This is a genomic window from Blautia sp. An46, assembly GCF_002161645.1.
GTDB classification, from domain to species: Bacteria; Bacillota; Clostridia; order Lachnospirales; family Lachnospiraceae; genus Blautia; species Blautia ornithocaccae.
On record NZ_NFIF01000009.1, the window covers coordinates 104,893 to 121,095 of the forward strand.

Here is a 16,203-nt window from a genome sequence, read left to right on the forward strand (position 1 = left end):
TGAAAGATGAAATTTATTAACGAACTCCGGGAAGGGGAAAAGATTTCAGGTATATATTTATGCAAACACAAACAGGCGGCAGTAACTAAAAACGGGAAGCCTTATGAAAATCTGATTCTTCAGGATAAAACAGGGACTATTGACGGAAAAATCTGGGAGCCGAATTCTCTGGGAATCGATGAATTCGAGCCTCTGGATTACATAGACGTGGTAGGAGATGTGACCAGTTTTCAGGGGAGTCTGCAGGTGAGTATCAAACGGGCCAGAAAAGCAGGAGAAGGAGAATATGAGCCTGGAAATTATCTTCCTGTAAGCGACAAGAATGTGGATACTATGTATCAGGAACTGCTGGGTCTTGCAGCCCAGGTGAAAAATCCTTATCTTCACAGACTGCTGGTCAGCTTCTTTCAGGAAGACGAAGAATTTGTCCGGGCGTTTAAAGGGAATTCTGCAGCAAAGACGGTCCATCACGGATTTATCGGCGGCCTTTTAGAGCATACCCTGAGTGTAGTGAAGCTCTGCCAGTATTACTGCAGGACTTACCCTATACTGAATCAGGACCTGCTGATCACAACGGCCATGCTCCATGACATTGGAAAAACAAAGGAGCTGAGTCCTTTTCCAAAAAACGATTATACCGATGACGGCCAGCTTCTGGGCCATATTATGATGGGAGCAGAAATGATCCATGACAAGGCCAGAGAAATTCCGGGATTTCCGGAGAAACTGGAAAGTGAAGTGAAACACTGCATCTTGGCCCATCACGGTGAACTGGAATATGGTTCTCCGAAAAAACCGGCGCTGGCAGAGGCTGTGGCCCTGAACCTGGCGGACAATACAGACGCCAAGATGGAAACTCTCACAGAGATATTCAACGGAGCAGGAGAGCAGAAAGACTGGCTGGGATATAACCGCTTCTTTGAATCCAATCTTCGGAAGAGCAGTTTATAAGAGAGAAAAAGCAGAAGCTGACTGGTATAAAAAAGAATGCCGGCAGTTTTTGCTTTTTTTATGAAAAGCACCTCCATGTACAAGACGGCGTCTGGCTCTTGCACACTGAATGCTGCAGAACCAAAGCCCAGTCAGGAGAGGAACAGAAAAACAGAGGGAGATTCTATGGAATTTAAGAAAAATGATATTTTGACGATAGATATTGAAGATATGGGACATGATGGAGAAGGTATCGGAAAAGCGGAGGGCTATACCCTTTTTGTAAAGGACACAGTTATCGGTGACCGGGCAGAAGTGAAAATCATGAAAGCTAAAAAAAATTATGGATATGCCCGGCTGCTCCAGGTCCTCAAACCTTCTCAGGACCGAAGGGAACCAAGATGTTCTATTGCAAGGGCTTGTGGAGGCTGCCAGCTGCAATTCCTTTCTTATGAAAAACAGCTGGAATTTAAGAAGAACAAAGTTCTGGGAAACCTCCAGCGGATCGGGGGATTTACCAATATACAGGCGGATAGAGTCATTGGGATGGAGGAACCCTGGCGCTACCGAAATAAAGCCCAGTTCCCTGTAGGACGCAATAAAGAAGGGAAGATTATTACCGGATTTTATGCGGGAAGAACCCACAGCATTGTGGCCAACCGGGACTGCCTTCTGGGCGTGGAAGTAAATCAGGAAATCCTGAACAGGATTCTGAACTATATGGAAACCTGTCATGTGGAGCCTTACGATGAAAAGACTGGAACAGGACTGGTCCGCCATATCCTTCTCAGATATGGATTTAAAACCGGAGAAATTATGGTCTGCCTGATCATCAATGGGGACAGGATTCCTGCCCAGGACAAGTTTGTGGAGGCTTTAAAGTATATTCCAGGTATGACCAGCATCTCCCTGAATGTGAATACAAAGAGGAATAATGTAATCCTGGGAGAGAAGATAATCCCTCTTTGGGGAAAAGAGTATATCACAGATTATATTGGAGAAATCCAATACCAGATTTCTCCCTTGTCTTTCTACCAGGTAAACCCTATACAGACAGAAAAACTTTACGGAACTGCCCTGGAATATGCCGGCCTTACAGGAAAAGAGACAGTCTGGGACCTTTACTGCGGAATCGGGACGATCTCTCTGTTTCTGGCCCAGAAGGCAAAACAGGTTTATGGGGTGGAAATCGTTCCCCCGGCAATCGAGGACGCCAAAAGAAATGCTAAGCTCAATGGGATTTCCAATGCAGAATTTTTCGTGGGAAAAGCGGAGGAGGTCCTTCCTGAGAAATACGAGAAAGAGGGAATCCGTGCAGACGTTATCGTAGTAGATCCCCCAAGAAAAGGCTGCGATGGAGCAGTGCTCCAGACTATGCTGAAAATGCAGCCGGAAAAAATTGTGTATGTAAGCTGCGACTCTGCAACACTTGCAAGGGATTTGAAAGTGCTGTGTGAGAAGGAATATCAGGTGGAGAAAGTGGCAGTGTGCGATATGTTTCCTCAGGGGGTTCATGTAGAAAGTGTATGCCTTTTAAATCGAAGGAATGAATAGATGAGCTGCAGAGCAATGGGGAAATGCGGCCAGATGATAATGTAAGAGGAGGAATAGAACGAATGCATAAACATTTTGAAATCAGTTATTTGCCGCTTGCCATTTCGCTTCTCGCATTAGAACAGGCAGAACTACCGACTTTTCTTGGCTCAACCTTGCGAGGGGCGATTGGGCAGTCCCTGCTCCAAGTGGATAAGGAGGCCAGTGCTTTTTTATATCGGAATGGTGAATCGCTGGATACTGATAGAAACCAGGTGGTTGTAAAGCCGTATATGATTATTCCGCCGGAGATTTGTGCGCCACGGAATATGATCAGACGGGGAGAGAAAATCAACTTTGAGTTTTGGCTATTTGGAAATGCATCAAAATATGCCCCTTCTTTAATCTTAGCGCTAGAACATATTCAAGAATTTGGTCTGGGAGCGTACAGATATCCATTCTGTCTCTCAGAAGTTGTAAATAGCCATACACAGAGACTTATCTGGCGTAATGGGAGTGTCAGTAAATTGGACATGAGCGCAACCTTTATCCAAGGTTTTGAGTTGACAAAGGTTACAGGTGTGATAATAAAGATATGTACGCCTCTAAGAATCCGGCGTGGAGGGCAGATGGTAAAAAGCTTACCATTTATGACTCTGATACGGAATATTATAAATCGGATTACGATGATAGCAGAAAGATATGGAGGCTGGGTAGACAGATCAGAAGCAGAGAAACTGCAGGCACTTGCGGCGGAAGTATGTACCATAAGAGAAGAGCTTAGAATAGAACCAATGGTGCGTTATTCCAATCGTACAAATAGGAAAATGGATTTTAGTGGCCTAATGGGGGAGCTGGAATATAGAGGAGACCTGACACCTTTTGTACCATGGCTGTATGCAGCACAAAGACTGCATATTGGAAGAAATACAACATTTGGAATGGGAAAAATAAGAGTATATTTTATATGAGACAGTTGGAAGAAACGATTGTTTTGATGTGTCTGTTGGATATGTTGTGGAAGTATGGCGGTTTATTCTCGTAGAAATGTATGCAGGGGCGTGAGGCAGAGATTATAGAGGTCAGAGAAAAATATTTAGACAATGAGAAGTGGCATATCATAGAAACTCAGTATATTGGCAATGTTCAATAAGAAAAAGATGAAACAGATGACAAGTGCGAATCTTAAGCGAACATGGATTTGCCAGAAGATTCGCACCAAAATGGATAGTACCGTGAAGGGCTGAAAAGGCTTAGACAGAGCCATACAGCTTGCATTGCGAAGAGAACATTGGTATAATTGTATAAAAATCAGTGTCAAATCAGATGATGATTTGTACAAAATTGGTGTCGTTCCCTGCGCGGGAACGTGGATTGAAACTAGCGATTGTCCATGAGCTGTCTCCTGTTGCCTGTGTCGTTCCCTGCGCGGGAACGTGGATTGAAACACGTATATCGGAAATCAGACGTATCAAGTGGACGGGTCGTTCCCTGCGCGGGAACGTGGATTGAAACTACTGCATCTGTTGCTTGGGTTATTGACAGCACGTCGTTCCCTGCGCGGGAACGTGGATTGAAACATGTCTCTGATTTCACAATCCATTATTAACTTCAGTCGTTCCCTGCGCGGGAACGTGGATTGAAACAGCTGTACTCCTGGCAGCTTCCTCAGCTTTTTTTGTCGTTCCCTGCGCGGGAACGTGGATTGAAACCGTCCGTCACTCCTGAATGTATACTGTCCGTGTCGTCGTTCCCTGCGCGGGAACGTGGATTGAAACGAGAAAGCAAAAACCATGGTGTATGGCGATATTTGTCGTTCCCTGCGCGGGAACGTGGATTGAAACTTGGTTTGTGGTAACGCCAATATTGCCGTGACTATGGTCGTTCCCTGCGCGGGAACGTGGATTGAAACATTACGATAAAATAGCGAGCGACTATCGAGTAGGTCGTTCCCTGCGCGGGAACGTGGATTGAAACCGATGCTACTATATCTATATAATTTTTCGGGCGGGTCGTTCCCTGCGCGGGAACGTGGATTGAAACGGGCGGAATATCTAAAAATTGGTCAATCAACCAAGTCGTTCCCTGCGCGGGAACGTGGATTGAAACCGGGAAAATGAGCAAAAAGCTCTTGACTTAGTAGGTCGTTCCCTGCGCGGGAACGTGGATTGAAACACTATTTCTGGAACGGCATTTAAACAAAATCTTTGTCGTTCCCTGCGCGGGAACGTGGATTGAAACTTTCACGAAAATAAGCATATTGGCTATGGCTGTGTCGTTCCCTGCGCGGGAACGTGGATTGAAACGGCTTAGTAGAGGTTGCAGTGGTGGAAGCGGTATGTCGTTCCCTGCGCGGGAACGTGGATTGAAACATACAATATCGATATAGTTTTAGAATATATAAAAGTCGTTCCCTGCGCGGGAACGTGGATTGAAACTCTAACAAGAGACTACTGCGGTGTCTGGGACAAGTCGTTCCCTGCGCGGGAACGTGGATTGAAACCAGTTACTATGTCATAGATAAAATGAGCCGTGCTAGTCGTTCCCTGCGCGGGAACGTGGATTGAAACTATAAGCAGACTGGCGATAGTAAAAGCTGGGAAATGTCGTTCCCTGCGCGGGAACGTGGATTGAAACTGTCCCTAGGTTTTTTATATTCGGTGAATAGATGTCGTTCCCTGCGCGGGAACGTGGATTGAAACTTCCTTGTACGACATTATGAGCGACATGAAAAACGAGTCGTTCCCTGCGCGGGAACGTGGATTGAAACAAGTTGCTTCTAAGACTCCATATTTTGAGGACGATGTCGTTCCCTGCGCGGGAACGTGGATTGAAACCTATGTTATCAGTATGCCACAAAGTCACACCTTTGTCGTTCCCTGCGCGGGAACGTGGATTGAAACTACTTGTGACTCACATACTTTTTTCACACACCAGAGTCGTTCCCTGCGCGGGAACGTGGATTGAAACTGATAATTGGTGATCATATTATTATGTGACTGCGTCGTTCCCTGCGCGGGAACGTGGATTGAAACATTGGGTTTTCCATGTTGGAAGAAGTGATGATTAGTCGTTCCCTGCGCGGGAACGTGGATTGAAACTACATCGTTTTTTAAATTGCCAATATCGCTTGTGTCGTTCCCTGCGCGGGAACGTGGATTGAAACTTGCCTTTGCCTCCATGTAGGAAAGATTGTAAGCGTCGTTCCCTGCGCGGGAACGTGGATTGAAACGTTCTTTTTTGCCTGTTTTTATATTAGGTTTATCGTCGTTCCCTACGCGGGAACGTGGATTGAAACAATTCTTTGCTTTACGGACCTGATCTGCTGATTTAGTCGTTCCCTACGCGGGAACGTGGATTGAAACCTACTATCCCACAGCCGTATGTTATCGAAGTGGAGTCGTTCCCTACGCGGGAACGTGGATTGAAACCAGGACGGATATATAGACTGTAGCCTGATAGAAAGGTCGTTCCCTACGCGGGAACGTGGATTGAAACTCTGGTGTTACGAATTACTCACTGCAGTATGAAGCGTCGTTCCCTACGCGGGAACGTGGATTAAAATAGTATATTCTTTGCTGTTTGGCTACCGCCGATATGCCATTTCCCTGTTGAAAATGCAGATTGTAGCTAGTCAATGTTGGAATATCTAAGTCTCACGGAAGAATGAGCATGGAATTGTATGATTATAAAATGATTTTGTACAAGATCTTCTGAATTCTGTCAAAAGAATATTGAGTGACAAATGTTTAAGGATACGGTTAGAAATAAATGAAATAGGCTTGAACATTATTTTTTATCGGAGTATAAAATTGTAATATAGAAAAGAGGAAGAAATCATGGAATTTTTTGCACATATTGACAGGGAACGTATACAGTCAATAAAGGAACACTCATATGGAACCGCAGACAAAGCAGGAAATTTTGCTAGTAGTTTCAGAAAGGCGGACTGGGGCTATTTCTGTGGTATGATTCATGACATAGGAAAATACTCTCTTCCATTTCAGGAAAAAATCAAGAATAACAGCAACAAGAAAGTAGACCATTCTACTGCAGGAGCAAAGGTATGTTTTGAAAAAGGCGGGATGTATAGTTTTATGGGTTACTGCATTGCCGGACATCATTCAGGACTGCCGGATTACGGGAATTCTTCAGACACAGGAAATGCGCCTACATTAGAAGGGAGAAAGAAAAAACAGATTGAGGATTACAGTGCTTATAAAAATGAAATTCAAATTCCTGAGATAAAAACCATTCCATTTGACCCAAGGAAAACGCCAGATCCAGATTTCTCACTAAGTGTGTTTATCCGAATGATATATTCGTGCCTTGTAGATGCAGACTTTCTGGATACGGAAAATTTTATGAAGAATGGGGGAACACAGAGAGAAGCAGGGGAAAATCCAGAGGCGCTTCTTAAGAAACTGAAAGATCATGTTGCTGGATGGCTGCTGAACAAGGATATAGATACTGTAAATGGAAGAAGAACAGAGATATTAAGAAATTGTTTCGAATATGGACAAATGGAAAGGGGAATATTTCAACTTACTGTGCCTACTGGCGGGGGAAAAACCATTGCATCATTGGCATTTGCTCTTCAGCATGCGGTAAAGAATCACATGGACCGTGTTATTTATGTAATTCCGTATACAAGTATTATTGAACAGAACGCAGAAGTGTTCCGAGAGATACTGGGAGATCAGAATGTCCTGGAAAATCATTATAATGTTGATTATGAAAGCTCGGAGGAACTGAAGTCTATGCAGCTTGCAGCGGAGAACTGGGACAAGCCGGTAGTGGTGACTACCAATGTGCAGTTTTTCGAGTCCTTGTTTGCAAATAAGTCTTCTAAATGCAGAAAACTGCATAATATAGCCAACAGTGTTATCATATTTGATGAAGCTCAAATGATCCCTACAGACTATTTGAAACCCTGCATTGCGGTGATGGAAGAACTGGCCACTAATTTTCGTTCCAGTATTGTACTTTGTACAGCAACACAACCGGCGTTGACTCCTCTTTTTAGGAGAAAAATGCCGATTATAGAGCTTTGTCCGAGAGTAGAGGAACAGTTTCAGTTTTTTGACAGAGTAACCTTCAAAAATATTGGAACAGTTTCGGAAGAAGAACTTATTGAGAAACTAGAACAGGAATATCAGGCACTCTGTATTGTAAACACGAAGAAACGAGCCCAGAAGATTTATCAGACAATGAAAGGAGAGGGAGTCTTTCATTTGTCTACTACAATGTATCCAAAACACAGACGGAGAGTTTTGGAAAAGGTTAGAACATTGCTGGGAAATGGAGATAAATGCATTCTGATTTCCACAAGCCTTGTAGAAGCCGGAGTTGATCTGGATTTTCATTCTGTATATAGACAGTTGTCAGGAGTCGATTCCATGATCCAAGCGGCAGGCAGATGCAACAGGGAAGGAAAGCGAGATGTAAAAGAAAGCTTTGCATATATTTTTCAGTTTGAAGAAAAAGAAAATGTACCCGGACAGCAGCTTCAGATTGATGTATCAAAGATGCTGGCCTCAGAGGGTGTGGATATCTCATCTTTGTGCGGGATAGAAAGATATTTTGAAGCGCTTTATCATTTCCGGGGTGAAAGTCTGGATAAAAAGAAGATCCTTGAGGAATTTAAGAACAAACGATATAATTTTACAACAGCGGCACAAAATTTTAAACTGATCGAAGAAAATACATCTACTGTCTTTATCAACATAGAAGAAGAGGCAGAAGAACTTCTTCGGCAGATGAAATATCAGGGCTATACAAAGGCGGGAATGCGCAAAGCTGGACAGTACTGTGTTCAATTATACGAGAACGATATCGAGAAGCTTCAAGGGGCAGGAATGCTCAGACCGGTTTCAGAGGATATGGAAGACTTCTTTGAACTTGTAAATAAGAGACAATATACGGAAGAGATGGGATTGGATCTCAATGTTGAGGTGGGAATAGCAGTATTGATGTGAAGAAAAAGCAACAGCAGTGTAAAAGAATAAATGTTCTTCTACACCGCTGTTGTTTTTGATTTACTAAAAATATTATTGTTTCAATCCTCAGGATAACCTGACGAAGTTAGTATATCAAAAAAGCGAAATGATTTGTAGATAGATAATTATATTTCAATAAAAGTTTAAGTAACAAAATAATAAACATATTGCACTTATAAGTAAGAAGTGATATAGTACATTATATATAGATATTGCTGATTTTGATACGAAATATTCGATAAATACGATAAAAATCACGACAATGTGGTATAAAAATAATTAGAAAATTTTTTGGGAATGCAAGGAAATATGAGGTAAGGATGAGTAGGGAGGTAATATATGTTTCTATATCACGGCAGCAAACAGATCGTAGAATATCCCGAAATAAGAAAAGCGAAATTTAACAAGGACTTTTATTTCGGTTTTTACTGCACCAGATATGAAGAGCAGGCAAAGAGATGGGCGGCCCGTTACGGTGAAAATGGGTATCTGAATAAATATGAGTATGTGCCAGACAATAACCTCAGGTATAAAGTGTTTGATAAAATGACAGAAGAGTGGCTGGATTTTATTGTTGCATGCCGCAGCGGAAAATCTCACACATACGATATAGTAGAAGGCCCCATGGCAGATGATACGATTTATAATTATGTCCAGAACTATATGGATGGGAAAATTTCAAGGGCTGCCTTCTGGGAATTGGCGAAGTTTAAGTATCCGACGCATCAGATTAGTTTTCACACGATTTCTGCCCTTGATACATTGAAATATATTGGAAGCGAGGTTGTATATGGGAACAAGAAATAACAATGGACTTTTCTTTACCTGTAGTCTGATCGAATATATTGGTCGCAGCATAAAGAGGACACGATGTGAAGTTGCAGATTTTTTGGGAAAAGACAGGATCAAAAGAATTTATGAATATGCAGATGTCTTCCATTGTGAGCCGATTGAAAAGATTGCAGATGAATTTATTGAAGAATCTCAAATGACGGAAGGAAATTTTGATAATGTGAAAGACTGTCGATATACTGTTCCGGGATATTGGGATATCGGGGAGGTATATGAACGGCTGATTGAAGATTCCTATGATGATGAGAACATTGTAGATGGTATATGGGAAGTATACCATTCCTGGATTGACGGAAAAATTTCGGATTATAATACTGATTTCTACTATCAGCCGAGAGATTATATAGCGGAATGTTATAAAGCGGGAGAAATTTTATAGATGAAAAGAAGGGAGGCGAACTGGAGATGGGAATGGGTGTAAAGGTAAGAGTGTGGGGAAATTATGCACTTTTTTCCCGCCCGGAAATGAAAGTCGAAAGGTGTTCCTATGATGTGATGACTCCATCGGCAGCAAGAGGGATTCTGGAGGCCGTTTACTGGCATCCGGGGATGCGATGGGTGATTGACAAGATTCATGTGGTCAATCCTGTTCAGTTTACCAGCGTGCGTCGGAATGAAGTGAAAAGTAAAATATCTGCCGGAAATGTGCTCCAGGTCTATAACGGAGCAAAGAAGCCGTTATACATAAGTACAAAATCAGAAATTGTTCAGCGGGCCTCTCTCTTGCTGCGGGATGTGGAATATGTGATTGAAGCACACTTTGAGATGACAGAACGGGCAAATGAAACAGACAATCCAGGTAAATTTAAGGACATTATCATGCGGAGATTAAAAAGGGGAGAATGCTTCCATATGCCCTATTTTGGCTGCAGGGAGTTTCCAGCTAATTTTTGTTTATGGGAAGAGGGAGAAATTCGGACAGCGTATGATGATGTAGAAGAAAAAGACCTGGGATTTATGCTTTTTGACATGGACTATTCGGATAGAAATAATATCCGGCCAATGTTTTTTCGTGCAGTTATGAAGCGGGGTGTATTGGATTTGAGAGACTGTGAGGTGATACGATGATCTTGCAGGCGTTAGTAAATCATTATGAAAATCTTGCAGAACGGGGAAAGGTAGACCAGGAAGGCTGGAGTAAAGCGAAAGTCTCCTATGCAATCAACCTTTCAAAAGACGGAAAAATCTTAGGAATCTTTTCTCTAAAGCAGGAGGAAGAACGAGGAAAGAAGAGAGTGTGGGTTCCACGACAGATAAAGGTACCGGAGATGGTAACCCGGTCATCGGGAGTCTCAGCTAATTTTTTGTGTGATAATTCAAAATATATGTTGGGTATTGATGAGAATGGTACAAATCAGAGAGCTCTTGAATGTTTTGAGGCGGCCAAGAAAAGACATTTGTGGATGCTTCGTGAAACAGAAGGGGACATGGCACAGGCAGTCAAAAATTTTTTTGAAACATGGAATCCGGAGAAAGCGGAGGAATGTGATGAAATCAGGGAAAAGTGGGAAGAAATCACAGACGGTGGCAATCTGGTCTTCTGTAGGGGGGTAAAATATGCTCAGGATGATCCATGTATACAGGAAACATGGGAGGAGGCAAGAAATGAGTCATCAGAAGATGAGCAGGCAGGTATCTGCCTTGTAACAGGAAAAGAGGCACCGATTTCCAGAATACATAAAACGATCAGGGGGGTTCCGGGAGCACAATCTAGTGGTGCAGCTCTGGTCTCATTTAATGCGCCTGCTTTTGAATCTTACGGGAAGGAGCAGAGCTACAATGCTCCGGTAGGAAAACATGCCGAGTTTGCCTATACTACAGCATTGAATTATCTGTTAGATCAGAGAAAATATACATTTCAGCTTGGAGATTCCATGATCATATTCTGGGCAGAGAGTGCAGAGGAAGCGTATCAGGCAGCATTTTTTGACTCAGTTGACCCGAAACCTGACAATCAAGAAGAAATAAGAGGAATCTTTGAGAATTTGAAAATGAACAGGGCAGTTCAAATTGGCAATGTCACATTAAATCCGGAACAGCAATTTTATATTCTGGCTCTCGCTCCCAATGCGGCGAGACTTTCTGTGCGATTTTTCTATCAGAATTCTTTCGGAAACATACTTAAGAATCTTTCTGAACACTACGAAAGAATGTCGGTTGTAAGACCTTCCTGGGAAGACAAAGAATATATGGGAATCAGAGATATGCTTTTTGAGACAGTGAATCAGAACTCGAAAGACAAATCTCCTGTTCCCAATATGGCAGCATTTGTTCTCCAGGCAATTCTGTCGGGGGCCAGATATCCAGCAAGTCTTTATACAGATATTTTAATCAGGATACGGGCAGAACAGGGAAAAGTCACTTGGGGAAAAGCAGGAATCATCAAGGCATATTTGATACGAAATATGAATTGGAAAGAGGGAGGAGAATATATGGGACTGAATGAGGAGAGTAGGGAAACATCATATGTGCTTGGAAGGCTGTTTTCTGTATTAGAGTCAATTCAGATGGATGCAAATCCGGGGATCAAGGCAACAATCCGGGACCGTTATTTTAATTCGGCCTGTGCCACACCTGCGTCAATTTTTCCGGTGTTGATAAAGTTGAAAAATAGCCATATGAAAAAATTGGAACGTGAGAAAGGCGGAGCAAAGGTATATTATGAGAAGCTGTTGACGGAACTTATGGGGAAATTAAATGAATATCCAAAACGTCTGTCACTGGAGGAACAGGGGAAATTCATTCTCGGATATTATCACCAGGTACAGAGAAAGTACGAAAAAAAGGAGGAAAAATAGATGAGTGAAGTGATTAAAAACAGATATGAATTTGTTGTGCTGTTTGACGTGGAAAACGGAAATCCCAATGGAGATCCTGATGCTGGCAACATGCCGAGAATTGACCCGGAAAGCGGACTTGGCCTTGTAACAGACGTATGTCTGAAACGTAAGATTAGGAATTATGTGGAAACAGTGAAGGAAGATTCAGAAGGATTTCAAATTTATATAAAAGAAGATGTTCCTCTGAACAGAAGCGACAGAGAGGCATGCAAAAGCCTCGGAATACAGGAGACGGAAGATAAAAAGGTAACAGAGGCACTGAAAAAACTAAAGAAAAGTGATCCTGATGCAGATGTGAAATTAAGGGATTATATGTGCAGGAACTTCTATGATATCCGCACATTCGGTGCAGTTATGACTACATTTGTGAAGGCATCTTTAAACTGCGGACAGGTCAGAGGACCGGTGCAGATTGGATTTGCAAGGAGTATTGACCCAGTTATCAGCCAGGAAGTAACGATTACAAGAGTGGCGATCACTACTGAAAAAGATGCGGAGAATAAGAGTACGGAAATGGGGAGAAAGAGTATTGTTCCCTATGGGCTATACCGAGCAGAAGGATATGTATCAGCAAATCTGGCACGAAAAGTAACGGGCTTTTCAGAAGAAGATCTGGACTTGCTGTGGGAGGCCATCATCAATATGTTTGAAAATGATCATTCTGCTGCAAGGGGAAAAATGGCAGTCCGTGAGCTTATTGTGTTTAAACATAGCAAAGAGCTGGGAGACTGTCCAGCATACAAATTATTTGACGCAGTGGAAGTTAAGAAGAATGAAGATGTGGAATATCCGAGAAAGTATCAGGACTATATAGTTGAAATACATGAAGAGAGGATACCGGAATCTGTTGAAGCAAAAAGGATGGTATGATGGAATATTCGGAAGATGATTACCTGATGATTTCAGGAATTCAGCATTTTAAATTTTGCCGGAGACAGTGGGCCTTAATCCATATTGAGCAGCAATGGGCGGAAAATGTCCACACCGTCACAGGAGAACTGATGCATAAAAAAGTGCACGATCCTTCTTTGAGGGAAAAAAGGAAGGACGTTATCATTGCCAGGGCTCTTCCGGTTTCCTCTAGGGAGTTAGGGATCAGCGGGGAATGTGATCTGGTTGAATTTCATAAATGCGAGGACGGGATTAAACTGCATGGACATCGGGGCCTCTATTCGATTTATCCGGTAGAATATAAGAAAGGAAAACCTAAACTGTCAGAGGAAGATAAGCTTCAGTTGGCAGCACAATCTATGTGTTTAGAGGAAATGTTTTCCACAGAGGTACCGGAAGGCGCAATTTTTTACGGCGAGACCAGAAGGCGGGAGAGCGTAGAAATTACAGAGGAGCTCCGTGAGGAAGTGAAGAATATGTTCTGTGAGATGCATGAGTATTATTCGAGAAAGTATACGCCACGGGTAAAATATAGTAAATCCTGCAACGCCTGTTCTCTGAAGGATATCTGCCTCCCAAAACTTGGCAAGGCAGTTTCCGTAAAAAAATATATTGATCAGATGCTGAAGGAGGAAGAAGAATGAGAAAACTGTTAAATACATTGTATGTTACTTCTGAAAACAGCTATCTGTCTTTAGATGGAGAAAATGTGGTTGTACTGGAAGAGCAGAAAGAATTAGGAAGGATACCCCTGCATAATCTGGAAGGGATTGTTTCCTTTGGATATCGAGGGACGAGTCCTGCTTTAATGGGGGCATGTGCGGAAAGAAATATTTCTTTGTGTTACCTTACCCCTCAGGGGAAATTTTTAGCTCGGATTTCAGGAAGAGTGAAGGGAAATGTGATTTTAAGAGAACGGCAGTATGCCAGCAAAAATGATGATGAAGTTAGCCTGGAGATTGCAAAAAATTGTATTCTTGGGAAGGTATATAATGCCAGATGGGTTTTAGAAAGAGCGGTGCGGGACCATGGGTTTCAGATTGATGTAGACCGGGTGAAAAATGCTTCTGTCTTTTTAAAAGAGAGTTTGATGCGAATCCAGAATGCTGAGTCTAAAGAACAACTCAGAGGATATGAGGGAGAGGCTGCGAGTATCTATTTTGGAGTGTTTGATGAGCTTATCCTTCAGCAGAAGAGGGACTTTGTGTTCAGAGGGCGGAATAAACGTCCGCCCCTTGACAACGTGAATGCATTGCTGTCTTTTGTATATACGCTGCTTACAAATAATATTACATCAGCGTTGGAAAGTGTGGGGCTGGATCCTTATGCAGGATATCTCCATACGCTTCGCCCGGGCAGGGCGTCTCTGTCTTTAGATATGATAGAAGAGCTGCGGCCAATTCTCGCTGATAGGTTTGTTTTGACACTGATCAATAAAAAGATTGTCACGGGCAAGAACTTTTCTGTAAAAGAAAATGGCGCTGTACTGATGGACGATGAATTGCGGAAAAAAGTATTAACAGAATGGCAGAATAAGAAAAAAGAAATTATTACCCATCCTTATCTGAAAGAAAAAGTAGAGTGGGGAATGGTCCCATATATACAGGCTATGCTCCTTGCCAGATATTTAAGAGGCGACCTGGATGGCTATCCGGTGTTTCTGTGGAAGTGAGGTGGAAGAATGCTTGTATTGATTACATATGACGTGAATACAGAGACCTCTGCAGGAAAGAAGAGACTGCGCAAAGTGGCAAAACAATGTACTAATTATGGGAGAAGAGTACAGAACTCTGTATTCGAATGTGTTTTGGATAATGCTCAGTGTGTTGCTCTGAAAGCAATGCTGGCAGACATTATTGATGAGAGTGTGGATAGTTTGAGATTCTATTATTTAGGGAATAAGTATCAGACAAAGGTAGAACATATGGGTGTTGACCGAGGAATTCCTGTAGATGATACATTGATTCTATGATAAAATGAGAGTGCGAATAAGAAGCAGACATAAATATGTCGGGGGATTCGCACCAAAAAATGCACACAAAATAAAGTGATTTTTGAATGCAGAAAAGAGAAAGGAAAAAAATTAATTTATAGGAAAGAAAAAAATGTTAATTTCAACTGAAAATACAGAGGATTTTTGGGCGAAATTGCTGTCGCTCCCCTCGTGGGAGCGTGGATTGAAACGAGTTTTATCAATTACGCTATTCTGGCAGGCGGCGTCGCTCCCCTCGTGGGAGCGTGGATTGAAACATAAGGAAAGTAGATACAGCTAACAATATAGTCCATGTCGCTCCCCTCGTGGGAGCGTGGATTGAAACTGATGATACGTTTAATGTATCTATCCAGTTTTTAAGGTCGCTCCCCTCGTGGGAGCGTGGATTGAAACAAACTCATGCCGGAAGACCGCTCCAGTGCCGGTGGTCGCTCCCCTCGTGGGAGCGTGGATTGAAACACTGAAAGTATTTACAGCATTTTTTATTCCTTCGTCGCTCCCCTCGTGGGAGCGTGGATTGAAACTGTTTGAAGATAAAGTGCCGGGATCACCCACCTAGTCGCTCCCCTCGTGGGAGCGTGGATTGAAACTTTCGCTCCTATTTCCAATACGCTGACTACTTTGTCGCTCCCCTCGTGGGAGCGTGGATTGAAACGATCCGATCAAATGGTAGGACAGTAAGTTTCGAGTCGCTCCCCTCGTGGGAGCGTGGATTGAAACTCCATGTTCAGCGATACGTTTGTGATCTGTGCATTGTCGCTCCCCTCGTGGGAGCGTGGATTGAAACTCTCTTAAACCTACGGTCTACGGCCAGTGTATACCGTCGCTCCCCTCGTGGGAGCGTGGATTGAAACATGCGCGCGTGGAAATTTCTCCAGAGTTATGGCCGTCGCTCCCCTCGTGGGAGCGTGGATTGAAACTCCGGATACTTGGTTTTTGATAGCCAGGGCCGTTAGTCGCTCCCCTCGTGGGAGCGTGGATTGAAACCATGAGCATGCAGAGGTAACACTGCTTGCAGCTCTGTCGCTCCCCTCGTGGGAGCGTGGATTGAAACTCGAGTTAATAATATCGTTGCATTGCCAGATGGAGTCGCTCCCCTCGTGGGAGCGTGGATTGAAACTATTCCAACGTAAATACAATGGCCTTTTCTGTGAGTCGCTCCCCT

The 16,203-nt window shown here is 43.0% G+C and carries 12 protein-coding genes and 2 CRISPR repeat arrays (1 of these 14 only partly in view); all 12 genes read left to right on the plus strand.

The window, feature by feature from the left end; genetic code table 11:
- Window positions 1–6 precede the first annotated feature (6 nt).
- Window positions 7–951, plus strand: coding sequence for a 3'-5' exoribonuclease YhaM family protein (locus B5G00_RS09250; RefSeq protein WP_087271864.1), 945 nt, complete (start codon window positions 7–9; stop codon window positions 949–951).
- 165 nt (window positions 952–1,116) lie between these two features.
- Window positions 1,117–2,484, plus strand: a complete 1,368-nt coding sequence (gene rlmD, locus B5G00_RS09255) for a 23S rRNA (uracil(1939)-C(5))-methyltransferase RlmD (RefSeq protein ID WP_087271962.1) — start codon at window positions 1,117–1,119, stop codon at window positions 2,482–2,484.
- Window positions 2,485–2,546: 62 nt separating this feature from the next.
- Complete coding sequence (gene cas6, locus B5G00_RS09260; protein WP_087271866.1) at window positions 2,547–3,434, plus strand: CRISPR system precrRNA processing endoribonuclease RAMP protein Cas6; 888 nt, start codon at window positions 2,547–2,549, stop codon at window positions 3,432–3,434.
- Between the two features lie 378 nt (window positions 3,435–3,812).
- Window positions 3,813–6,028: direct repeats of the CRISPR family, unit length 32 nt; unit sequence GTCGTTCCCTGCGCGGGAACGTGGATTGAAAC.
- Window positions 6,029–6,302: 274 nt separating this feature from the next.
- Window positions 6,303–8,441 carry a CRISPR-associated helicase/endonuclease Cas3 gene (locus B5G00_RS09265; protein ID WP_087271869.1) on the plus strand — a complete coding sequence of 713 codons (2,139 nt, stop codon included), beginning with the start codon at window positions 6,303–6,305 and terminating at the stop codon, window positions 8,439–8,441.
- A gap of 360 nt (window positions 8,442–8,801) precedes the next feature.
- Entirely contained in the window at window positions 8,802–9,269 is a 468-nt protein-coding gene (locus B5G00_RS09270) for a DUF3990 domain-containing protein (RefSeq protein WP_087271872.1), read from the plus strand.
- Entirely contained in the window at window positions 9,253–9,693 is a 441-nt protein-coding gene (locus B5G00_RS09275) for a hypothetical protein (protein WP_087271875.1), read from the plus strand. The genes B5G00_RS09270 and B5G00_RS09275 overlap by 17 nt, the downstream gene beginning before the upstream one ends.
- Before the next feature lie 26 nt (window positions 9,694–9,719).
- Window positions 9,720–10,382 (plus strand): type I-C CRISPR-associated protein Cas5c, encoded by a 663-nt coding sequence (cas5c, locus tag B5G00_RS09280; protein ID WP_087271878.1) that lies wholly within the window; start codon window positions 9,720–9,722, stop codon window positions 10,380–10,382.
- Complete coding sequence (gene cas8c / locus B5G00_RS09285) at window positions 10,379–12,112, plus strand: type I-C CRISPR-associated protein Cas8c/Csd1 (RefSeq protein WP_087271881.1); 1,734 nt, start codon at window positions 10,379–10,381, stop codon at window positions 12,110–12,112. Before cas5c ends, cas8c begins: the two co-directional genes overlap by 4 nt.
- On the plus strand, window positions 12,113–13,024 hold the full coding sequence (gene cas7c / locus B5G00_RS09290) for a type I-C CRISPR-associated protein Cas7/Csd2 (RefSeq protein WP_087271884.1): 912 nt from the start codon (window positions 12,113–12,115) through the stop codon (window positions 13,022–13,024).
- Window positions 13,024–13,689, plus strand: coding sequence for a CRISPR-associated protein Cas4 (cas4, locus tag B5G00_RS09295; protein ID WP_087271887.1), 666 nt, complete (start codon window positions 13,024–13,026; stop codon window positions 13,687–13,689). The genes cas7c and cas4 overlap by 1 nt, the downstream gene beginning before the upstream one ends.
- Window positions 13,686–14,717, plus strand: a complete 1,032-nt coding sequence (gene cas1c / locus B5G00_RS09300; RefSeq protein WP_087271890.1) for a type I-C CRISPR-associated endonuclease Cas1c — start codon at window positions 13,686–13,688, stop codon at window positions 14,715–14,717. Before cas4 ends, cas1c begins: the two co-directional genes overlap by 4 nt.
- A gap of 9 nt (window positions 14,718–14,726) precedes the next feature.
- Window positions 14,727–15,017 carry a CRISPR-associated endonuclease Cas2 gene (gene cas2 / locus B5G00_RS09305; protein ID WP_087271893.1) on the plus strand — a complete coding sequence of 97 codons (291 nt, stop codon included), beginning with the start codon at window positions 14,727–14,729 and terminating at the stop codon, window positions 15,015–15,017.
- Between the two features lie 180 nt (window positions 15,018–15,197).
- A CRISPR array of direct repeats spans window positions 15,198–16,203; the repeat unit is 32 nt; unit sequence GTCGCTCCCCTCGTGGGAGCGTGGATTGAAAC; it runs 954 nt beyond the window's last position.